Consider the following 20,184-nt stretch of genomic DNA (forward strand, 5'->3'; position numbering starts at 1 on the left):
AAAGGCGATGATACTGTCCGCCGTCGCCCCTGTCTGCGGGGCATCCACGCATGGCGTGGATCTACTGAGGGCGGGGCGCTGTCCGCGTCCCGCAAGGAGTTTCACATGTCCCGTACTGTTCCCGCCCGTGGCGCGCTGGTCGCCTGGGCCTGCCTGACCGTGGCGATCGTTGCCGAAGTGGTCGGCACCTCGTTCATGGCCCATGCCGCCCGCGATGGTGGCTGGACCGGCTACCTGATCATGGCCGGCGCGTTGGCGCTGTCCTATTACTTCCTGGCCCTGTCGGTCCGCCGCATCGCGGTCGGTGTCGCCTATGCGGTGTGGGAAGGCCTGGGCCTGACCCTGCTGACCGTGGTCGGCCTCACCGTGTTTGGCGAGAGTCTGTCGCTGCAGCAGCTGGCCGGCCTCGTGCTGGCGGTGGTCGGCATCGTCTGTGTCACCCTCGGGGAGGCGCACTGATGAATACCCTGGCCCTGTTTTTCGTGATCTGTTCCGCGCTGATCGACGTTGCCGCCAACATGATGGTCGCCAAGTCGGAGGGCTTCCGCCGCTGGCGCTGGGGCGTCGGCGCGGTCGTCATGGTCTGGATCGCCTTCGCCCTGCTGGGCCAGGCGGTGCGCTACATGGACCTGGCCACCGCCTATGCGATGTGGGGTGCAATCGGCGTGATCGGTACCGCCACTTGCGGCCGCCTGCTGTTCGGTAACCGCCTGCGGCTGATCGGCTGGGTTGGCATCGCCCTGGTCACGGCGGCGGTACTGCTGCTCAGCACCGCCAAGTAGCAGCACGCCCGGTCGCGAGCGGGGCGGCGATGATGCAGCGATTTGCGAAGTCGCCCGCGCTCATCGACACTGCGGTTTTCCACATGGAGTGCCCGCATGTTCAGCCACATCACCGTAGGAACGAACGACATGGATGCCGCGCGTCGCTTCTACGACGCCCTGTTCGCTGCGATGGCCGCGCGTGCGGGCGTATTCGACGAGAAGGGACGGCTGCTGTACTTCAAGGATGGGCGGATGTTCGGTGTAACCGCGCCGATCGATGGGCAGCCAGCGTGCCATGCCAACGGTGGCACCATCGGTTTCAGTCTGGGCAGTGCAGAGGCCGTGCGTGCCTGGCAGGAAGCTGGAGTGGCTCACGGTGGTACCGCCATCGAAGATCCGCCCGGCGTCCGCAACATGTCCGGTCGGCAGGTGTTCCTGGCCTATCTGCGTGACCCGGATGGCAACAAGCTGTGTGCGGTGCATGTAATGTCGTGATCGGACAGGATGCGCGTGGCCGCGCCGCAGGCGGTGCGCGCGGCCCGCGCAAGCAAGGGTGCGTCGCAGCGCGCGCGTGATACCACGGAATGAGCGGACGGGCCTGCGACCACAGGCCGCAACTTCATGCTCTGTCCACTGCGGTTCAGCCAGAATCGGTCGGCTAACCCTTTGATCTACCGGAGAACGCCGCCCCATGGAAGTACTGGAGCCGCAACAATCCCCGGTGCGCACCCTTCGGCCTGTGTTCGCCTTCGCGGCGATCGTTGTCGTGGCGTTCGCGCTGTTCGTCAGCCTGTTTCCGCTCGGCGCGGGCCGCCTTCTGCTCAAGGCACAGGACTGGGCCGCCCTCAACGTCGGCTGGTACTACCTGCTGGCCATGACCCTGTACCTGGTGTTCGTGGTGGGCGTGGCGCTGTCCAAGTACGGTGGCATCAAGCTGGGTGCCGACCATGACGAGCCGGAGTTCAGTTACCTCTCATGGGCCGGCATGCTGTTCGCCGCCGGCATCAGCATCACCCTGTTCTTCTTCTGCGTATCCGAACCGCTGACCCACTACCTGCAGCCGCCGCAGGGCGATCCGGCCGCAGGCGAGGCTGGCGCGCGCCAGGCCATGCAGCTGCTGTTCCTGCACTGGGGCCTGCACGGCTGGGGCGTGTTCGCGCTGGCGGCGATGGCGATGGCCTACTTCGCCTATCGCCACAACCTGCCACTGGCCCTGCGCTCGGCGCTGTACCCGCTGATCGGCAAGCGCATCAATGGCCCGATCGGCTACACCGTGGATGCGCTGGGCATCGTCGCCACCGTATTCGGCATCGGTGCCGACATGGGCTTCGGCGTGCTGCACCTCAATGCCGGGTTGGCGCACCTGTTCAACATCCCGCATTCCAACCTGGTGCAGATCATGCTGGTGGTGGCGATGATGGGTGCGGCAGTGGCCGTGGCGGTCTCCGGCGTGGAGAAGGGCGTGCGCTGGATGGCCAACATCAACATGCTGCTGGCGATCGCGCTGGTGCTGTTCATGCTGTTTGCCGGGCCGACGCAGTACCTGTTCAGCACCTTGATGCAGAACCTGGGCGACTACCTGGGCAGCGTGGTCGGCAAGAGTTTCGATGTGTACGCCTATGGCGGCCGACCGGAATGGCTGGGCGGCTGGACGGTGTTCTACTGGGCCTGGTGGATCGGCTGGGCACCGTTCGTCGGCCTGTTCATCGCGCGCATCTCACGTGGCCGCACCATCCGCGAATTCGTGTTCGGGGTGCTGCTGATCCCGCTCGGCTTCACCCTGGCCTGGCTGTCGATCTTCGGCAACAGCGCGCTGGACCAGGTGCTCCACCACGGCCAGCAGCAACTGGCGCAGCTGGCGGTGGATGACCCACCGACCGTGTTGTATGCACTGCTGGATGGCTACCCGTGGAGCCGCACGGTGATCGCGGTGACGGTGCTGGTGAGCTTCATCTTCTTCGTGACCTCCGCTGACTCGGGGGCGGTGGTGTTGTCCACGCTGTCCTCGCATGGCGGCGCACCCGAGGATGATGGTCCGCGTTGGCTGCGGGTGTTCTGGGGCACGGTGATCGCGGTGCTGACCGCGGGCCTGTTGCTGGCCGGCAGTATCGACGCACTGAAATCGGCGGTGGTGCTGGCGTCGTTGCCGTTCTCGGCGATCCTGTTGTTGATGATGTGGGGGCTGACCCGCGCCTTCAGTGACGAATCGCACCGCAAGCGCGCGCTGCAGTACCGGCCATCGCCGTTGATCGGAGACGATCGCCATCACCAGGGCTGGCGCCAGCGCCTGAGCCAGGCCATGCACTTCCCGGTGCGCGACCAGGTCTACCGCTTCATGGATGACACGGTGAAGCCGGCGATGGAGGCGGTGGCCGAGCAGCTGCGCGGGCAGGGCTGGGACGTGGCCACGCGCTTCGAGGCCGGCGACATGGAGTTGACGGTGAACCACGGCGAGCAGCAGGACTTCCTGTACCGGGTGATCCTGAGCGGCTACCTGACCCCGTCGTTTGCCGCGCAGCAGCTGCGCAACCAGCGCTACTACCGCGCCGAGGTGCACCTGTTCGAAGGCAGCCAGGATTACGACCTGGTGGGATACAGCCGAAAGCAGATCATCAACGACATCATCAGCCAGTACGAACGGCACCTGCAGTTCCTGCACCTGAGCCGGTGATGCGGTGGGTGCGGACCGTTGGTCCGCACCCCCTGTAGAGCCGAGCCCGCGCTCGGCTCCTCGGTGTCGGAAGAGCAGCCGAGCATGGCTCGGCTCTACAGTCGCAATCAGAACCTGTAACGAGCGCCCAGCGAGACGAACTGCCCGCGCAGGTTGTACTGGCTGATGTCGAAGCCGTTGGAGCCACCGGCCGGGTCGAACGGCGGGTCCTTGTCGGTCAGGTTCAGCACCGACAGCGACAGCGTGGTGTTGGCAATCCCTTCGTACGCCACGTACAGGTCCAGCTGGTGGTACGGCTTGACGCGGTCGCGCAGGCCCGGGTTGCTGGTCGCCGTCGCCACGCGCTGGTCGTAGCCGCTCACGTACTGCAGGCTCAGCGTGCTGCTCCAGTCACCGACCGCCCAGTTCAGCGACGTGGTGCCGCGGGTGCGCGGCAGCGCGCCGTGGCGGTTGTTGCCGGCCCCGTCATAGGGCGACTGGCCGGCCACCAGCGGCTGCTTGAAACTGAGCAGGTGGGTCCAGCTGCCGGCCACGGTGAAGTTGCCCCAGCCGTCGGTACGGAAGATGCGGCTGGCGTCCAGATCCAGGCCCGAGGTGGTCAGTTCGCCCTGGTTGGCGTACTGGTTGGTGATGAACTGGATGCGTCCCTGCGCATCACGTTGCACGCGACCGGGGAACAGCGTCGGGTTGTCGACGATGAACTGCGCGCTGTCCGGCTTGACCAGGTTGTCCTGCTCGATGCGGTACCAGTCCACGCCGATGCTGGTATCACCATCCGGCGACCACACTGCACCCACGTTGAAATTGCGCGAGCGCTCCGCCTTCAGATCCGGGTTGCCGGTGCGGATATTGGTCACGCCACGGCTGCCGCCCGGTTGCAGCGGATCCAGCGGATCGATCACCGAGCCGTAGCTGACGGTCTGGCCCGGCGCGATCTCCGGCAGCGAGGGGGCGCGGAAGCCACGCGAGAACGAACCACGCAGCAGCAGGCTGTCCAGCGGCTGCCAGCGCAATGCCACCTTCGGCGAGAACGCCTTGCCGAAGTCATCGTAGTGGTCGCCGCGGCCCGCAACCTGCAGTTCCAGCGTGCGGTGCAGCGGCACGCTCAGTTCGGCATAGGCGGCGCTGACCTGTCGTTCGCCATTGACCACGTTGATGGCCGGACGCAGTTCGGTGCCCGACAGCACCTGCGCACTGGTGCGCGCGTCCAGCGATTCCTTGCGGAACTCGGCACCCCAGGCGAAGCCGACCGCACCGGCCGGCATCTCCCACAGCGAGGTCGAGGCCTTCACATTCAACGCGTGCAGCTTGTACCAGCCGGGGCGCTTGGTCTGCAGGCGCAGTGCATCCAGCGCGCCCGGTGTGCTGGACGGGTTGAGGAAGTTGTAGCTGCCATCGCGCAGGATCTGCTCGAACGCATAGCGATTGACGAAGTTGTCGACGTACTCGCGCTGTGCACTCTGCGAGGTCAGCGCTGCCACTTCCCAGTCCCAGCGTTCGCCGCTGCCGCGCACGCCCGCCAGGGCACGGTAGAAAACCTGCGTGTTGTCCTTCAGGCGCGGGCCGAGGTCGAAGAAGGTGTACTCGAACGGCAGTGGCGTGCTGCCAGGGTTGTTGGGATGGCCGACCGGCAGCACCGCCGGCACGTCGATCAGCGTGCCGGTGGCCGGGTTGTAGGCGCGCAGGCCGGGGCCGACGGTCAGCGGCGCGCTGAAGATCTGGTCGGCCTCGTTGTGGCTGTACAGCACATCGGCGAAGGCCTCCACGCTGTCATTGAAGCGGTAGGTCGCGCTCAACGAGGCCTGCAGGCGCTCGGCGCCGGGTTGCAGGGTCTTGAATGGTTGTGCATTGAAGGCGCAGGCCTGGCCGGGCAGGGTGCTGCCGAAATCGCTGTAGGGACGCAGCTGGCTGCCATCCGGGCAGTTGGCGAACGGTTGCGGCGCGCGCGGGTTGGACAGCCAATTGCCACCGGCGGTGGACCAGCCGGCCAGGCGTCCGCCGGGCTTGTCGCGGAAATCGCCGCTGCGGGTATAGGCGCGCTGGTCGGCGTCGAGGCGATCACGCTTGAGCAGGTCCAGCCCGAACAGCACGTTCCAGCCCTGCTGCTCCAGGTCGCCGAAGCCGGCCAGCAGGTTGGCCTTGCGTTCGTCCAGGCCGCCCTGTGTGGCGGTACCGAAGCCGCCGCCCACTTCCACGCCCTGGAAGTTCTTGCGCAGGATGATGTTGATGACGCCGGCGATGGCGTCGGAGCCATACACCGCCGAGGCGCCGTCCTTCAGCACTTCGATGCGTTCCACCGCGCTGATCGGCAGCGCGTTGAGGTCGACGAAGGTGTCCTGGGTATTGAGTGCAAAGCCGAAGTTGGAGACTCGATAGCCGTTGACCAGCACCAGCGTGTTCTTCGGCGACAGGCCGCGCAGGCCGATCGACGCCGAGCCTGCGGCGAAGCTGCCGGTGTACTGCTCGTCGAAACTGTTGCCGGCATTGGCCGACAGGTTGCGCAGCACGTCGGTGAGGGTGGAGCGGCCGGTCTGCTCGATCTGTTCACGGCTGACGATCTGCACCGGGTTCGGCCCGGCGGTATCGCTGCGCTTGATGTTGGAGCCGGTCACCAGCACGGCGCCGAGGGTGGTGCTGTCCTTGCCGGCATCGGCGGTTTCAGCGGCGCTGGCAGTGCCAGCGGTGAGGCTCAGCGCGATGGCGCCGGCAAGCAGGTTCAGGGTGGTGCGGTACATGGAAGCGACAACGCCGAACGGGGGAGGAGCCGTCAGTACCGCATGCAGGTACATGCGCCTTCCAATGACGAAAGCGCATTCAGTTATACATCACAGGTTCTTAACGAAAGTCGGTGCCTCCGTTGGAGCAGACCCACTCGGTGGGTGCCGGACCGATCTTTGGTGGGTGCGGACCGTTGGTCCGCACGCCCCTGTAGAGCCGAGCCTACGCTCGGCTCCACACACTGGCCGGAAACAGCCGAGCATGGCTCGGCTCTACAGAAGGCAATGCCAGCCCATCAAGGCCGCAGCAGCACCTTGCCGTTGCGGCCCGAACCGGCCCCGGCCTTCGCCGCCTGGGCGATGTCGTCCAGCGCGAAGATCTGCTCCACCGGCAAGGTCAGTTCGCCGCTCGCCGCACGCTTCAGCAGTTCGCCAACCAGCCGGCGCTTGTCCTCCACGGCCATCGCCTGGCTGACCTTGCTGCCCCAGAAGCCCTTCACCGTGGCCTCCTTGTAGATCAGGCCGCCGGCCGGGATGCGCATCGGTTCGCCGCTCATCACCCCGAACGACACCAGCGTGCCGTGGTGGCCGAGCAGGTCGACCAGGTCACCGCTGGCGTCGCCGCCGATGGAATCCACGGCGGCCGCCGCCTGTGCTTCGCCGGTCGCTTCACGAACGCGATCCTTCCAGCCGTCCACCGAGGTGTCGAACACATGATCGATGCCCAGCGCCTGCAACTGCGCGACCGCATCGGCGTTGCGCACCAGGTTGGCCACATGCACGCCACGCGCCTTTGCCAACATGGCCAGCGACTTGCCGACCGCGCCGTTGGCGGTGTTCTGCACGATCCACTGGCCCGGCTCGACGTGCAGGAATTCCAGCAGCATCAGCGCGCTCAGCGGCATCGCGATCAACTGTGCGGCCATCTCGTCCGGAATCGCCTCCGGCATCGGAATGACCATGCGTGCCGGTGCAATGAACGCTTCGGCCCAGGTACCGTGTACCGAGGCTGCGGCGACGCGTTGGCCGATCTGCAGGCCGTCGACGCCGTCGCCCAGTGCGTCGACCACGCCCAATGCTTCGCTGCCGCCAATCGCCGGCAGCGTCGGCTTGTAGCCATACAGCCCGCGCACGGTCAGCAGGTCGTGATTGTGGATCGAGGCCAGCACGGTGCGGATGCGCACCTCGCCGGGACCAGGCTCGGGCAGGGCGGCATCGGCAATGGCGAGGACGTCGGCCGGGTTGCCGAAGGAGGAGTACTGGGCAGCGCGCATGGGCGGTGTTCCGGGGAAAGTGGATGTTGTACCGAACTGGGGACGCAGGGCATGTCGACAAGGCGTCGCTGCTGCAACACGGCATCCTGCGACTGATCGTCGCGACATGTGCTGATTACCGCATCTTGTGTTGACGGTTCGAGATGTCCCCACTATGTTGTGGCCGTCACTCCCGGTCAGCCGCCGCCGCCGGACATGCAGCAAACGTCCCGCGGCCCGCCCCTGAAGGCTTGCCGTGTCGACGCGGCCGCCATCGTGCGGACGCAGGTCGCCCCCACGGCCCGGATACCGGCCGCAGGCGCAGGCAGATGCCGACGACCTACGTTCCCGTGCCCTGGCAATCCACCCGTTCGCCCCGTGCGCCGGTATCGCGTTCAGGGCCGCCATGGCATCGACCGCCAACGCGCGTGCGAGCCTGGAGTTCCACCACCATGACCGACAGTACCTTCCGCGTGGCCGATCTGGCCGGCGCCGGCGACGCCTTGCGCGCCGGTGGCGAGCGCGTGCCGACCTGGATCACCAAGGAGGCCGGCAACCGCCGCCTGCCGTTCGAGGCCGAGCGCCTGCAGCGCAGCATCGACGCCGTGCATGCCGAGTTCCCGCAGCTGGACGTGAGCGACTATCGCCGCGTGGTGCAGGCGATGGTCGAGCGCAAACCGAGCATCAGCGCCGACGACCTGGTCGATCTGCTGATCCGTGAGGCCGAATCGCGCGTGGACCTGGTTGCACCCGAGTGGGAACAGTTTGCCGCGCGCATCTACCTGCGTCGCCTGTACAAGCGCGCCAGCCGCAACCGCTTCTACGATGTCGGCCTGAAGTACGGTTCGTATGTGGGCCTGCAGGAGAGCCTGGCTGACCGCGGCATCTACAGCAACGACATCCTGCGCTGCTATTCCAAGGAAGAGCTGCAGCAGGCCGGCGAGATGATCGACCCGGAACGCGACCGCCTGTTCGCGTACAACGGCCTGTACCTGCTGGCCACGCGCTACCTGGCCAGCGATCGCAGCCGCGAGGTCTACGAACTGCCGCAGGAGCGCTGGCTGACCATTGCGCTGTACCTGATGCAGGAGGAAAAGCCGCGCGAACGGCGCATGCAGCTGGTCGGTGAGGCGTACTGGGCGCTGTCCAACCTGTACATGACGGTGGCCACGCCGACCCTGGCCAACGCCGGCAAGGTCGGCGGCCAGCTGTCCAGCTGCTTCATCGACACGGTGGACGACAGCCTGCAGGGCATCTATGACTCCAACACCGATATCGCCCGCGTGTCCAAGCACGGTGGCGGCGTCGGCGCCTACCTGGGCTATGTGCGCAGCAGCGGCGCGCCGATACGGGGCGTGGCCAATTCCTCCGGCGGCGTGGTGCCGTGGATCAAGCAGCTCAACAACACCGCGGTGTCGGTCGACCAGCTTGGCCAGCGCAAGGGCGCGGTGGCGGTGTACCTGGACATCTGGCACCGCGATATCGAGGCCTTCCTGGATCTGCGCCTGAACAACGGCGACCAGCGCCTGCGCGCGCACGATGTGTTCACCTCGGTGTGCGTGCCCGACCTGTTCATGGAAGCGGTCGAGCGCCGCGCCGACTGGTACCTGTTCGACCCGCACGAGGTGAAGCAGGCCAAGGGCTGGTACCTGCAGGACTTCTACGATGAGACGCGCGGCGCGGGCAGCTTCCGCGACCGCTATGCCGAACTGGTGGCCGATGAGCGCATCAGCCGCCGAACGGTGAAGGCGATCGATCTGTTCAAGCGGATCATGCTCAGCCAGTTGGAGACCGGCAATCCGTTCCTGTTCTACCGCGACGAGGTCAACCGCCGGAACCCGAACAAGCACGCGGGCATGATCTATTCCAGCAATCTATGCACCGAGATCCTGCAGAACATGAGCCCGACGCGGATGATCCAGGAGATCGTCAGCGGCGACCAGATCGTCACCACGCGCCGCGCCGGTGACTTCGTGGTCTGCAACCTGTCCTCGATCAACCTCGGCCGGGCAATCAGTGCGCCGGACGACCTGCTGGCCACCGACGTGCTGGAGCGCCTGATCCCGATCCAGGTGCGCATGCTCGACAACGTGATTGACCTCAACGCGCTGCCGGTGCCGCAGGCCACCATCACCAACCGCAAGTACCGCGCCATCGGCCTGGGCACGTTCGGTTGGCACCACCTGCTGGCGCAGCAGGCGATCCAGTGGGAGTCACCGGATGCCGAGGATTTGGCCGACCGTCTCTACGAGCGCATCAACTTCCTGACCATCCAGGCCAGCGCGCAGCTGGCGAAGGAGAAGGGCAGCTACCCGATGTTCGCCGGCAGCGATTGGCACAACGGACGCTATTTCAGTGACCGCGGCTACAGCGGCGCCGCGTGGGACAGCCTGGCCCGCGAGGTTGCCACGCACGGCCTGCGTAACGGCTGGCTGCTGGCCGTCGCGCCGAACATGAGCACCGCGCAGATTGCCGGTTCCACCGCGTCGATCGACCCTATCTACAGCGCGTTCTACTACGAGGAAAAGAAGGACTTCCGGCGGCCGGTGGCGGCTCCGGGCCTGTCGCTGGAAACCTGGCCGTACTACGAGAAGGGGGCGTACAAGGTCGACCAGTTCGCCAGCGTGCGCCAGAACGCGCGCCGCCAGCGCCATGTCGACCAGTCGATCAGCTTCAACCTGTATGTGCCGAGCACGATCCGCGCTAGCACCCTGCTGGAGCTGCACCTGAGCGCCTGGCGCGAAGGCCTGAAGACCACCTACTACGTGCGCTCCAACGACATCGACATCAGCGATTGCGAGTGGTGCGCCAGCTGACCATCCACGGTAGCGCCGGGCCACGCCCGGCGAGCGCATCGCGCGGCCGTCGCACATTCCGCCGGGCATGGCCCGGCGCTACCCCCTGCAGGTAAGACCATGGCAACCCCCCTCGACCGCATCAAGATCCTCGAACCGCGCCATCCCAACCGCAGCACCGGCATCATCAACGGCCGTACCAGCGGCATCCTCAACTGGAACGATATCCCGTATCCGTCCTTCTATCGGGCCTACAAGGAGCTGTCGACCAACTTCTGGATTCCCGACGAGGTCGACATGAAGCTCGATGCCCGCCAGTACGGCGAGCTCAACGCACGTGAAAAGAACGCCTACGATTCGATCATCGGCCTGCTGGCCACGCTCGACTCACCGCAGACCCGTTTCATCTACAACGTCGCCGAGTACATCACCGACCCGGCCGCGCACGCCAATGCCGCGATCATCGGCCAGCAGGAAGTGATCCACAACGAGAGTTACAGCTATGTGCTGGCCTCGATCACCGACCTGCCGAACCAGAACCGCATCTTCGAGATCGCCCGCACCCACCCGACCATCATCAAGCGCAATGCGCCGATCATGGGGGCGTATGACGATTTCATGCGCGAGAAGACCGCCGAGACCCTGCTCAAGTCGTTGATCCAGTCCTCGATCCTGGAGGGCATCAATTTCTATTCCGGGTTCGCGTACTTCTACAACATGGTGCGGCAGAACCGCATGAACGGCACCGGCAAGATCATCAGCTTCATCAACCGCGACGAGCTGGCCCACACCAAGTTCATCAGCGAGGTGATCCGCGCCATCGTCGGCGAAAACCCGGAGCTGCAGACCAACGAGCTGACCGCCTACGTACACCAATCGTTCGAGCATGCCATCGAGCTGGAGACGCAGTGGTCGTCGGAGGTGCTGGATGGTATCGACGGCATCGACGTGGACGAGATGGTGCGCTACGTGAAGTACCGCGCCAACAAGATGGCCGGCATGCTCGGCATCGAGCGCCTGTACATCGACACCACCGACAACGTGATGCCGTGGATCAAGGCCTACGCCGACAACTTCACCGAGACCAAGACCGACTTCTTCGAGATGCGCAATGCAAGTTACAAGAAGACCAACGTCGGCAACGGCTTCGACGATCTCTGAGCCTGGCGCCGTGCTGAGCATCCTGGTGGTGGTCGCCTCCCTGAGCGGCAACACCCGCGAACTCGGCCGGCAGATTGCCGAACGCTGCCGCGTTGCCGGTCATGCGGTGTACTGGCAGGAGGCCGACGACCTGCGCCAGGCACCGCCGCTGGCGGCCGATGAGGCCGACCTGGTGCTGCTGGGCTGCTGGACCGACAACGCCGGCCGCACGCCGGCGGAGATGAAGGCATGGGTGGCCGGCATCGCCGAGCGCGGCGAGCGGCCACGGCAGCTGGCGGTGTTCGGCACCGGTGAAACGCAGTGGGGGCAGGAGTACTACTGCGGCGCCGTGCACCGGCTGATCCGCTATTTCCGCAGCGACTATCCGCCGCTCGAGATCGAGCAGATGCCGCATGGCGAGCGTCACGCCGCAGCCATCGACGCCTGGACCGATACGGTCCTGGCCCACTACTGGAGCAACACCGATGCAGATCATCGACGCCACCACGCCTGAGCAGTTCCAGCAGCTGCTGGCCGAACATCCGCGGGTGCTGGTGGATTTCCACAAGGACCAGTGCCCGGGCTGCCGGATGCTGGAGATGTCGTTGCATCGCGTGGCCAACAGCGTGGCGGGGCAGGGCACGACCCTGCTGCGCGTGCAGCTGGAGGTGCTGGGTGAGGCGTTCTTCAGGGAGCTGGGACTGCGGCAGACGCCGACGCTGTCCCTGTTCCGTGACGGTGATGAGCGCACGCGCCTGGCAGGGTTCCAGTCACCGCAGCAGATCGAGGCCGCGATCGCGTTGCATTTGTAGAGCCGAGCCCATGCTCGGCTGCCGTTCGCGCGGTGAGCGATGAGTCGAGCATGGCTCGACTCTACAAGGGCATCCACGCATGGCGTGGATCTACCGGGGCAGGGTCCGTGGTTTGGCGTCAGGCTCCGCTGAAGGTATCCACCAGCAGCTTCACGTTCAACACCACGATCACCAGCGCGATCACCCAGGCGATCGCGCCGAGCCAGCGCGGTGCCACCAGCGCACCCATCGTCACCTTGTCGGTCACGATCCGCACCAGCGGGATGATCGCAAACGGCAGCTGCATCGACAGCACCACCTGGCTCAGCACCAGCAGCTTCACCGCGCCCTGGTCGCCGAACAGCAGGATCACCACCACCACCGGAATGATCGCCAGTGCGCGCGTGATCAGCCGACGCAGCCACGGCGGCAGGCGCAGGTGCAGGAAGCCTTCCATCACGATCTGGCCGGCCAGCGTGGCGGTCACTGTCGAATTCAGGCCCGAGGCCAGCAGGGCAATCGCAAACAGTGTCGCCGCCGCGCCCACGCCCAGCATCGGCGCCAGCAGCTGGTGCGCCTGCTCGATGTCTTCCACATCGAAACGGCCATTGGCATGGAACACCGCCGCCGCCAGGATCAGGATGCTGGCGTTGATGAACAGTGCCAGCGTCAGCGCGAGGGTGCTGTCGGTCACCGCCCAGCGCAGCGCGCTGCGACGGCCCTCGTCGGTGCGCGGATAGGCGCGGGTCTGCACGATGGAAGAATGCAGGTACAGGTTATGCGGCATAACCGTGGCGCCGATGATGCCGATGGCGATGTACAGCGCGTGCGGATCAGTCACTACCTGCGCGCGCGGAATGAATCCGCCCAGCACGTCCATCACCGGCGGTGCGGCCAGCGCGATCTGCACCATGAAGCAGCCGAAGATCACCATCAGCAGCGCGATCACGAAGGCTTCCAGCGCACGGAAGCCGCGGTTCATCAGCAGCAGGACCAGCAGCGTATCCAGCGCGGTGATCACCGCGCCCCACAGCAGCGGCAGGTCGAACAGCAGCTTCAATGCGATCGCGGTGCCGATCACCTCGGCTAGGTCGCAGGCGATGATCGCTGCCTCGCACAGCGCCCACAGCGCCAGGTTCACCGGCTTCGGGTACCGCGCGCGGCAGGCCTGCGCCAGATCCATGCCGGTGGCGATGCCCAGCCGTGCCGACAGCGCCTGCAGGATCACCGCCATCAGGTTGGAGATGAGGATGACCGACAGCAGCAGGTAGCCGAAGCGCGAACCGCCGGCGAGGTCGGTGGCCCAGTTGCCTGGGTCCATGTAGCCGACCGAGATCATGTAGCCCGGGCCGAGGAAGGCCAGCAGGCGGAACCACCAGTGCCCCTTGTCGGGTACCGCCACCGAGGCATTGAGCGCGCCCAGGCTGGCCGGGGTGGAGGCCGAAGGGTCGTGGGGCGCCAGGGTGTTCATGGGTTCGAATATAGCTCCTGCTATAGTCATTAGCAATGTGAAACAATCGTCTTTATCGCGTTACTGGTCCAGAATTCAGTTTCAAACCCGGAGTAGACCGGAAGGACAGGCGCAGGCGTGGGCAAGACCGACGATTCGACATCGCTGAAAAGCACCCCCTTGATCGAGGCTGAGCGCCAGGTCGAGAGCTTCCGGCAAGTGCGCGAAGCGCACCGGATGGAGCTGGTGGAGGACTATGTCGAGCTGATCTCGGACCTGCTGGCCGACGGCGGCGAGGCCCGCCAGGTCGACATCGCCACCCGCCTGGGCGTGGCCCAGCCCACCGTGGCGAAGATGCTGCGGCGCCTGGCCCGCGATGGCTGGGTGGTGCAGCGACCGTATCGCGGCGTGTTCCTGACCCCGGAAGGCGAGGCGCTGGCCCATGCCAGCCGCCAGCGGCACCAGACCGTGGAGCGTTTCCTGCTGGCGCTGGGCGTGGACCCTGACACGGCACGGCGTGATGCGGAGGGTATCGAGCACCATGTGAGCGAGCAGACGCTGGCGCTGTTCGAGGCGTTCGTGCGCAAGGCCGAGGGCGAGGCGCCGTATCGGTAGCGCCGGGCCATGCCCGGCGGGCGCGTCGCCGTGTTCATGCCTTTCGCCGGGCATGGCCCGGCGCTACCGTGGTTGGATGGCGCCGTTGGGGCAGCGCGCCTGTTCCTGCGCGCAGGCCCGTTTCGTCCATTCCTTCAACACCGCTTGCAGGCCTTCATAGCGCCGGCCTTGCCAGCCATTGGCCAGCACCGTGCCGTCGGCATCGATCAATACCAGATTCGGCGGTGCCAGCCCGGCCAATGCCTGCAGGGCCGGCATGCGCGCAGCGCGGCGCGGGTCAAGCACCGGCCACGGCATGTCCTGCGCGTGCATGTAGCGGCGCAGCGCGCTCTCGCTCTCATCCTGGCTGACGTACACCGCTTCGGTATCGGCGCCGGCTTGGCGCAGGGCATCACGCACGCTGCGCAGCGTGGGTACGAAGGCATGGCACGGTGCACACCAGTCGGCACCGAAGTACAGCGCCACCAGTTTCGGCGGCTGTGTCCATTGCATCGGTCGCAGCGAGCGCTGTTCCGGCCGCATCAGCGAGGCCGAGACCTGCGCGTGCAGGTCCGCAGCCATTGCGGGTGCGGCCAGCAGCACGGCACAGGCCAGCAACAACGCTCGCAGAGCTTCAGAACGCATAGCGCAGGTTGACGTACCACGAACGCGCGAAGCGCGGCCCGTAGACATAGTCGCTGTCACGCAGCGCGCCCACTTCCAGATCTTTCTGGCGCTGATCGAACACGTTCTTGACACCCGCGGCCACCGACACTTCCTGCTGCGCCTGCGCGCCCAGATGGCGGTGCCAGCGAGCACCAAGATCGGTGACCAGGAAGGAACGCGTACGGTGCAGCTCGCCCAACCGGTTGTTCAGCACCGACATCGGCCCGGTATGGCGCAGCGCGACGAAGGTTTCCCACGGCTCGGCGGGCATCCAGCTGAGCTGCGCCAGGCCGGTCCAGCGCGGGGTCTTCAGGTAGTCGCGGCTTTCGATGATGGTGTCGCCACCGTCGCCGGTGTCGTCGAAGATGCGCTGCGGTTCGCGGAAGCGCGAGCGGTACCACGAGGCACCGGCGGTCAGGCGCCACTGCGGCGACGGCTGCCAGCCGAGGTTGGTTTCCGCCCCCAGCACGTTGGAGCCGGAGGCGTTGTAGCGCAGCTGGCTCAGTTGTCCGTCATCGCCGCGCTGGATCTCGCCCAGCGCGAAGGTGTCGCGGATGCGTGCATAGGAGGCGGTAGCATCCCAGCTCCACACTGGATTGGCCGGGTCCGAGCGCCAGTCGAAGCCGAACAGGGTGGTCAACGCGCGCTCTTCCTTCAGGCCATCGGTGTTGCGCACGCGCACCTGCTCGCCACCCAGCGTATCGACGTGCACGTCCTCGACGAAGATCTCCGGTGCACGGAAGCCGGTGGCGATGCCGGCGCGCCATTTCAGGTTGGGCGTGGCCTGCCAGGCCAGGGCGATGCGCGGCGAGAACACCGCGCTGTCCAGTTCCGAGCTCTTGTCCACGCGTGCGCCCAGTACCAGGTCGACGTTGTCACGCAGGCTCCATTCGTCCTGGATGAAGGTGCCCAGGTTGTGGAAGGTTGCATCTTCCAGCACCGCCAGGCGCTGCCCGTCACCGGTGCGGTTGTCGTCGCGCAGCGCCTCGTGCTTGTACTGCACGCCGAAGGCCAGCGCGTGCGCGCCCAGCCGCCAGTTCAACTGGCTGTCGATGTAGTGCAGCGGGTTGTGGGTGCGGCCGTATTGGCGCCACGAACGCGAGGCCGCGCTGCCGGCCACGTTGGGATCCAGCTGCGACGGGTCATGGCCGGGTGCAGACGGATCGGTAACCACGTCGCCAAGACCGCCGTAGAAACTGTCGCGGTCGATGTCGGCGAAGGCGTAGGCCAGGCGGAAATCGACGTCGGCATTGACTTCCTGATCCCACGATACGCTGCCGCGCCGGTATTTCGTATCCAGCGATTCGGCGATGTTGGCCAGGTATTCGGGCTGATCCAGTCGATTGCCGCCACGCCGGGTTTCATCGGTCACCTGCAGGTCCAGGCGCAGCCGCGTGCCCGGCGTGGGCGCGTACCAGGCCTGCAGCCCGCCGACCTTGAGGTTCTTGCGGGTGATCTCGGTGTAGCCGTCACCGTTGTAGTCGATGCCACTGTTCCAGTTGCGCTGGGCAATCACTGAAAGCCCGGCGTCGGCATCTTTCGCCACCAGGTCGAGGCGCACGTCGGCATTCTTCTGCGGTGTGCCCTTCAGGACATCCACGCCGGCCTGCACATGGCCGCCGCTGCGCGCCGGCAGCGGCGGAATCAGGTTGATCACACCGGCCACCGCATCCGGGCCGTACAGCGCCGAGCCGCCGCCCTTGACCACTTCGACGCGGTCGACGAACCCGGCCGGGATCTGTTCCAGGCCGTACACGCTGCCCAGCGTGGACAACAGCGGGATGCCATCGAACAACAGCTGGTTGTAGGCACCGGGCAGGCCCAGCAGCTGCACTTCGCTGGTGTTGCAGTTCTGGCAGTTGCTTTCCACGCGCAGGCCGTTGATCAGCTCGGCGGCGCGCGAGAAGTCGGTGGCCGCGCGCAGCGCGATGTCTTCCTTGCGCAGCACTTCGGTGCGGATCGGGACATCGGATAGCAGGCGTTCGCTGCGGGTGGCGGTGCTGACCTTGACCTGCACGCGGTCCAGCTCGGTGGGCTTCGAGGTGGCGGCCAGTGCAGGCAGCGGCACGGTCAGGGCAATGGCGGCGGCCAGGGGCAGCCGATGGAAGAGGGGCGTGGCAACGGGCATGAGGGCGTCGTCCTTGGGAGAAGAAAGGCGGCGAGGGCGACCTGGCTGACGCATATGAAAGCGGTGGCTTATTAATATAGCAAGTGCTATATAACGAGGCTGAGGCAATTACGCTTTGGGTACCAGTCGAGTCAGATCATGCATGTGTTATAACATTACATAAAACGACCGCAACCCTGCCGGTGGTCATGTCCATAGGATGGAGTTGCCGTGTAGGCGCGGTCGGATCGTCAGCCGCGGCGGAATGCGGCGGGGGTCCGGGCGCCGACGATGATCATGCGGATCATCGTGGAGATCTGTTCGACCAGTTCCGGATCCTTCTCCGGCGGCAGGTCCATGGCGGTGGCACCCATCGCGAACACCAGCCGGGTGATGGCCTTGGCCACCAGTTCGGGGGCATGCAGCACGGCGCCGTCCAGTGCAGCCAGGCGCACCAGGTCGTGCTGCAGCTCTTCTTCGAAATAGTGCAGTTCGCGTTCGACCGCATGCTTGAAGTCGTCCGAGCCGACCGCGCCTTCGCGCAGCAGCACGTGCAGCAGCTTGTCGTCGGCGCGCAGCTGTTCCATGAAGGTCTCCACGGAAACGCGCACCACGCTGGTGGCGGTAGACGTGGCGCGCTGGCGGGCCTCGCCGATGATGGTGCGCAGCGAGCGGCCGGCGGCGTCGATCAGCGCCACGGCCAGTTCGTCCATGTCGCGGAACTGCCGGTAGAAGCTGTTCGGCGCAATGCCGGCCTCACGTGCCACTTCGCGCAGGCTGAGCGTGGACAGGCTGCGGTGCGGCCCGATCAGCTTCAGGGCGGCGGCCAGCAGATCCTCGCGGCTCACCGTACGGCGGGCCGGGCTGTTGGCATCTTCAGACGTCGACAAGGCAGTGGCGGCGGCCATGGGGGTTCCGGTGGGGCGAGGCTGAATCATACCCAATCCGGTTCAATATACACATGTATACACAGGTGTATGTGCGCCCGTATAGTGCGCCCATGAGCGCTGTCGTCCGTCCGTCCCTGTTCTCTCCGTACCGCTGGGTCTCGCCGTCGCTGTTCGATTTCTGGGCGGGCCAGCTCAATCCCCTGTGGACCCTGCGCGAGCCGGTGGCCCGACTGGTCCGGCGCGAGCCGGCCGGCGAGGGCGCGGCGACCCTGGTCCTGCGCACCAACCGGCACTGGGCCGGCATGCGCGCCGGCCAGCACGTCACCCTGGGCGTCGAGATTGAGGGGCGCCTGTGGCAGCGCAGCTACAGCCCTACCGCACTGGGTCGGCGCGAGCTGGCGATCACCGTCAAGGCGATCGATGGCGGCCGGGTCAGCCAGCATCTGGTAAACCATGCACAGCCGGGCGAACTGTTCCGCCTCGATGCCGCCTTCGGCGAGTTCCATATGCCGGCCGCGGCGCCGGTGCTGCTGCTGGCTGCCGGCAGTGGCATCACGCCGATGCGCAGCCTGTTGCGCGACGCCTGCCAGCGCCCGCTGGCAGCACCGGTGGACCTGTTCTATTGGGAGCGCACCGCCGCCCATCTGCAGTTCCGTGATGAACTGCAGGCGCTGGCCGCGGCGCATCCGAACCTGCGCGTACATCTGCTGACCACCCGCGAGGGTGAGGCGCCGGCCGCGCGCATCGATACCCATGATCTGCAGGTGGCCGGCGATGACACGCCGCTGGCGCAGCGCCATGTGTTGGCCTGCGGTCCGGATGGCTTCGTTGCCGCTGCGCGTGAACGCCTGGCGCACCAGGTGGCTGGCTTCCAGGCCGAAGCCTTCACCCCGCCGGCGCCGCTGCGCGATGCCAGCAGCGAAGGCGAGGTGTCGCTGACGCTTGCGCGCAGTGGCCGCCAGCTGAGCGTGCCGCGAGGCCGCTCGCTGCTGGAAAGCCTGGAAGCGCATGGCATCAAGCCCAAGCACGGTTGCCGCATGGGCATCTGCAACACCTGCACCTGTGATCGCGTCAGTGGCGCCACCCGCCACCTTCGCACCGGCGACCTGCAGTCCGAATCGGCACAGCCGGTGCGGATCTGCGTGAGCGCACCGACCACCGACCTGACTCTGGATCTCTGAGGACGCCTGCCATGACCCGCGCTACCGACCGTGCCCTGAGCACCGCCGAGATGCATGCCTTCGGTGAGGAACTCGATGCGATCCGCGACCGTGTGATCGGCAGCCTCGGCGCCTCCGATACCCGCTACATCCGCCGCGTGGCTGCCGCCGTGCGATGGTTCGGCGTGGGTGGCCGTGGCCTGCTGTTCCTGGCAGCATTCTCGCCGCTGTTCTGGATGCCGCTGCTGTGGCCGGCCGCGATCACTGGCACGCTGCTGCTGGCGTTGTCGAAGATCCTGGAGAACATGGAGCTGGGCCACAACGTCATGCACGGCCAGTTCGACTGGACCGGCGACCCCAAGCTCAATGGCAACACCTACGAGTGGGATATCGTTGCCACCGCCGACAACTGGCGCAAGACCCACAATTTCCGCCACCACACCTATACCAACGTGCGTGGCATGGACGATGACATCGGCTACGGCCTGCTGCGCATCTTCCCGGAACAGCGCTGGAAGCCGTTCTACCTGCTGCAGCCGATCATCGCGCCGATCTTCGCGCTGCTGTTCCAGTGGGGCGTGGCCGCGCAGGACCTGCGCCTGGGCCGTTGGCTGAAGGGCCGCATCAGTGGCCGTGCGATGTGGATGCAGACCCGCCCGGTGGCGCGGAAAATGGCCCGCCAGGTGCTGAAGGACTACGTGTTCTTCCCGCTGCTGGCCGGCCCGTTCTTCCTCACCGTGATGCTGGGCAACATGGTGGCCAACGGCCTGCGCAACATCTGGACCTACGTGATCATCTTCTGCGGCCACTTCACCGCCGAGTCGGAAACCTTCCCGAAGGAATGCCTGCGCAATGAATCGCGCGGTCACTGGTACCTGCGCCAGCTGCGCGGATCGTCCAACATCAGCGGCGGCTTCCTGATCAATGTGCTGTCGGGCAACCTCAGCCACCAGATCGAGCACCACTTCTACCCGGACCTGCCGGCCAACCGCTATGCGGCCATCGCCAAGGAAGTGAAGGAGATCTGCCGGCGCTACGGCCAGCATTACAACAACGGCTCGCTGCCGAAGCAGTTCGGCCAGGTGGTCTGGCGCATCCTGCGCCACGCTTTCCCGAGCAAGCCGCGCCGCCTGCCGATGCCGGACATCATGTCCGCACCGGCATCGGCCAACGCGGGCTGATCGAC

17 protein-coding genes are annotated in these 20,184 nt (G+C 66.2%); 11 read left to right on the top strand and 6 right to left on the bottom strand.

Annotated features, from left to right (window positions below):
• The first annotated feature begins 105 nt into the window (after nucleotides 1–105).
• The 4 genes from AC5P9W_RS12770 (at nucleotide 106) to betT (ending at nucleotide 3,435) form a co-directional block, all read left to right on the top strand.
• Nucleotides 106–459, top strand: a complete 354-nt coding sequence (locus AC5P9W_RS12770; protein ID WP_019659945.1) for an SMR family transporter — start codon at nucleotides 106–108, stop codon at nucleotides 457–459.
• The gene (locus tag AC5P9W_RS12775; protein WP_021204274.1) at nucleotides 459–782 is read left to right on the top strand and encodes a DMT family transporter; all 324 of its coding nucleotides are present in this window, start codon (nucleotides 459–461) and stop codon (nucleotides 780–782) included. Before AC5P9W_RS12770 ends, AC5P9W_RS12775 begins: the two co-directional genes overlap by 1 nt.
• 96 nt (nucleotides 783–878) lie before the next feature.
• Nucleotides 879–1,259 (top strand): VOC family protein, encoded by a 381-nt coding sequence (locus AC5P9W_RS12780; RefSeq protein ID WP_021204273.1) that lies wholly within the window; start codon nucleotides 879–881, stop codon nucleotides 1,257–1,259.
• Between the two features lie 196 nt (nucleotides 1,260–1,455).
• Nucleotides 1,456–3,435 carry a choline BCCT transporter BetT gene (betT, locus tag AC5P9W_RS12785; protein WP_188250239.1) on the top strand — a complete coding sequence of 660 codons (1,980 nt, stop codon included), beginning with the start codon at nucleotides 1,456–1,458 and terminating at the stop codon, nucleotides 3,433–3,435.
• A 107-nt stretch (nucleotides 3,436–3,542) separates the two neighbouring features.
• On the opposite strand, the gene AC5P9W_RS12790 is transcribed toward betT, so the two are convergent.
• On the bottom strand, nucleotides 3,543–6,170 hold the full coding sequence (locus tag AC5P9W_RS12790; RefSeq protein WP_111102435.1) for a TonB-dependent receptor: 2,628 nt from the start codon (nucleotides 6,168–6,170) through the stop codon (nucleotides 3,543–3,545).
• 278 nt (nucleotides 6,171–6,448) lie between these two features.
• Nucleotides 6,449–7,426: a zinc-binding dehydrogenase gene (locus tag AC5P9W_RS12795; protein ID WP_111098134.1), complete on the bottom strand. Its 978-nt coding sequence runs from the start codon at nucleotides 7,424–7,426 to the stop codon at nucleotides 6,449–6,451.
• 431 nt (nucleotides 7,427–7,857) lie between these two features.
• Between AC5P9W_RS12795 and AC5P9W_RS12800 the strand changes: the two genes are divergently transcribed.
• From AC5P9W_RS12800 to AC5P9W_RS12815, 4 genes are all read left to right on the top strand, one after another.
• Nucleotides 7,858–10,221, top strand: coding sequence for a ribonucleoside-diphosphate reductase subunit alpha (locus tag AC5P9W_RS12800; RefSeq protein WP_206621416.1), 2,364 nt, complete (start codon nucleotides 7,858–7,860; stop codon nucleotides 10,219–10,221).
• Between the two features lie 99 nt (nucleotides 10,222–10,320).
• Entirely contained in the window at nucleotides 10,321–11,361 is a 1,041-nt protein-coding gene (locus AC5P9W_RS12805) for a ribonucleotide-diphosphate reductase subunit beta (protein ID WP_495219292.1), read from the top strand.
• A gap of 13 nt (nucleotides 11,362–11,374) precedes the next feature.
• Nucleotides 11,375–11,854, top strand: coding sequence for a flavodoxin (locus tag AC5P9W_RS12810; protein WP_031270765.1), 480 nt, complete (start codon nucleotides 11,375–11,377; stop codon nucleotides 11,852–11,854).
• Complete coding sequence (locus AC5P9W_RS12815) at nucleotides 11,826–12,152, top strand: thioredoxin family protein (protein WP_005409967.1); 327 nt, start codon at nucleotides 11,826–11,828, stop codon at nucleotides 12,150–12,152. Before AC5P9W_RS12810 ends, AC5P9W_RS12815 begins: the two co-directional genes overlap by 29 nt.
• Nucleotides 12,153–12,270: 118 nt before the next feature.
• Here AC5P9W_RS12815 and AC5P9W_RS12820 read toward each other — a convergent pair whose 3' ends face one another.
• Complete coding sequence (locus tag AC5P9W_RS12820; protein WP_021204265.1) at nucleotides 12,271–13,602, bottom strand: Nramp family divalent metal transporter; 1,332 nt, start codon at nucleotides 13,600–13,602, stop codon at nucleotides 12,271–12,273.
• Nucleotides 13,603–13,719: 117 nt separating this feature from the next.
• Between AC5P9W_RS12820 and mntR the strand changes: the two genes are divergently transcribed.
• Complete coding sequence (gene mntR, locus AC5P9W_RS12825; protein WP_021204264.1) at nucleotides 13,720–14,196, top strand: manganese-binding transcriptional regulator MntR; 477 nt, start codon at nucleotides 13,720–13,722, stop codon at nucleotides 14,194–14,196.
• Nucleotides 14,197–14,259: 63 nt separating this feature from the next.
• Here mntR and AC5P9W_RS12830 read toward each other — a convergent pair whose 3' ends face one another.
• The 3 genes from AC5P9W_RS12830 to fabR all read right to left on the bottom strand — a co-directional run bounded on the left by AC5P9W_RS12830 (nucleotide 14,260) and on the right by fabR (nucleotide 17,856).
• Nucleotides 14,260–14,820 carry a thioredoxin-like domain-containing protein gene (locus tag AC5P9W_RS12830; protein ID WP_206621418.1) on the bottom strand — a complete coding sequence of 187 codons (561 nt, stop codon included), beginning with the start codon at nucleotides 14,818–14,820 and terminating at the stop codon, nucleotides 14,260–14,262.
• The gene (locus AC5P9W_RS12835) at nucleotides 14,810–16,969 is read right to left on the bottom strand and encodes a TonB-dependent receptor (RefSeq protein ID WP_206621419.1); all 2,160 of its coding nucleotides are present in this window, start codon (nucleotides 16,967–16,969) and stop codon (nucleotides 14,810–14,812) included. The genes AC5P9W_RS12830 and AC5P9W_RS12835 overlap by 11 nt, the downstream gene beginning before the upstream one ends.
• Before the next feature lie 230 nt (nucleotides 16,970–17,199).
• Nucleotides 17,200–17,856, bottom strand: coding sequence for an HTH-type transcriptional repressor FabR (gene fabR, locus AC5P9W_RS12840; protein WP_021204261.1), 657 nt, complete (start codon nucleotides 17,854–17,856; stop codon nucleotides 17,200–17,202).
• A gap of 92 nt (nucleotides 17,857–17,948) precedes the next feature.
• Here fabR and AC5P9W_RS12845 point away from each other — a divergent pair, with 92 nt between their 5' ends.
• Entirely contained in the window at nucleotides 17,949–19,019 is a 1,071-nt protein-coding gene (locus tag AC5P9W_RS12845) for a ferredoxin reductase (protein ID WP_050563255.1), read from the top strand.
• A gap of 11 nt (nucleotides 19,020–19,030) precedes the next feature.
• The gene (locus AC5P9W_RS12850) at nucleotides 19,031–20,179 is read left to right on the top strand and encodes a fatty acid desaturase family protein (protein WP_021204260.1); all 1,149 of its coding nucleotides are present in this window, start codon (nucleotides 19,031–19,033) and stop codon (nucleotides 20,177–20,179) included.
• Nucleotides 20,180–20,184: the final 5 nt, after the last annotated feature.

The organism is Stenotrophomonas sp. YJH_SMC_33, assembly GCF_059372295.1.

Bases quoted from the DNA above. Each gene is read 5' to 3' on its own strand.
- AC5P9W_RS12770 (WP_019659945.1), top strand. From the start codon at position 106: ATGTCCCGTACTGTTCCCGCCCGTGGCGCGCTGGTCGCCTGGGCCTGC.
- AC5P9W_RS12775 (WP_021204274.1), top strand. From the start codon at position 459: ATGAATACCCTGGCCCTGTTTTTCGTGATCTGTTCCGCGCTGATCGAC.
- AC5P9W_RS12780 (WP_021204273.1), top strand. From the start codon at position 879: ATGTTCAGCCACATCACCGTAGGAACGAACGACATGGATGCCGCGCGT.
- betT (WP_188250239.1), top strand. From the start codon at position 1,456: ATGGAAGTACTGGAGCCGCAACAATCCCCGGTGCGCACCCTTCGGCCT.
- AC5P9W_RS12790 (WP_111102435.1), bottom strand. From the start codon at position 6,170: ATGTACCGCACCACCCTGAACCTGCTTGCCGGCGCCATCGCGCTGAGC.
- AC5P9W_RS12795 (WP_111098134.1), bottom strand. From the start codon at position 7,426: ATGCGCGCTGCCCAGTACTCCTCCTTCGGCAACCCGGCCGACGTCCTC.
- AC5P9W_RS12800 (WP_206621416.1), top strand. From the start codon at position 7,858: ATGACCGACAGTACCTTCCGCGTGGCCGATCTGGCCGGCGCCGGCGAC.
- AC5P9W_RS12805 (WP_495219292.1), top strand. From the start codon at position 10,321: ATGGCAACCCCCCTCGACCGCATCAAGATCCTCGAACCGCGCCATCCC.
- AC5P9W_RS12815 (WP_005409967.1), top strand. From the start codon at position 11,826: ATGCAGATCATCGACGCCACCACGCCTGAGCAGTTCCAGCAGCTGCTG.
- AC5P9W_RS12820 (WP_021204265.1), bottom strand. From the start codon at position 13,602: ATGAACACCCTGGCGCCCCACGACCCTTCGGCCTCCACCCCGGCCAGC.
- AC5P9W_RS12830 (WP_206621418.1), bottom strand. From the start codon at position 14,820: ATGCGTTCTGAAGCTCTGCGAGCGTTGTTGCTGGCCTGTGCCGTGCTG.
- AC5P9W_RS12835 (WP_206621419.1), bottom strand. From the start codon at position 16,969: ATGCCCGTTGCCACGCCCCTCTTCCATCGGCTGCCCCTGGCCGCCGCC.
- fabR (WP_021204261.1), bottom strand. From the start codon at position 17,856: ATGGCCGCCGCCACTGCCTTGTCGACGTCTGAAGATGCCAACAGCCCG.
- AC5P9W_RS12845 (WP_050563255.1), top strand. From the start codon at position 17,949: ATGAGCGCTGTCGTCCGTCCGTCCCTGTTCTCTCCGTACCGCTGGGTC.
- AC5P9W_RS12850 (WP_021204260.1), top strand. From the start codon at position 19,031: ATGACCCGCGCTACCGACCGTGCCCTGAGCACCGCCGAGATGCATGCC.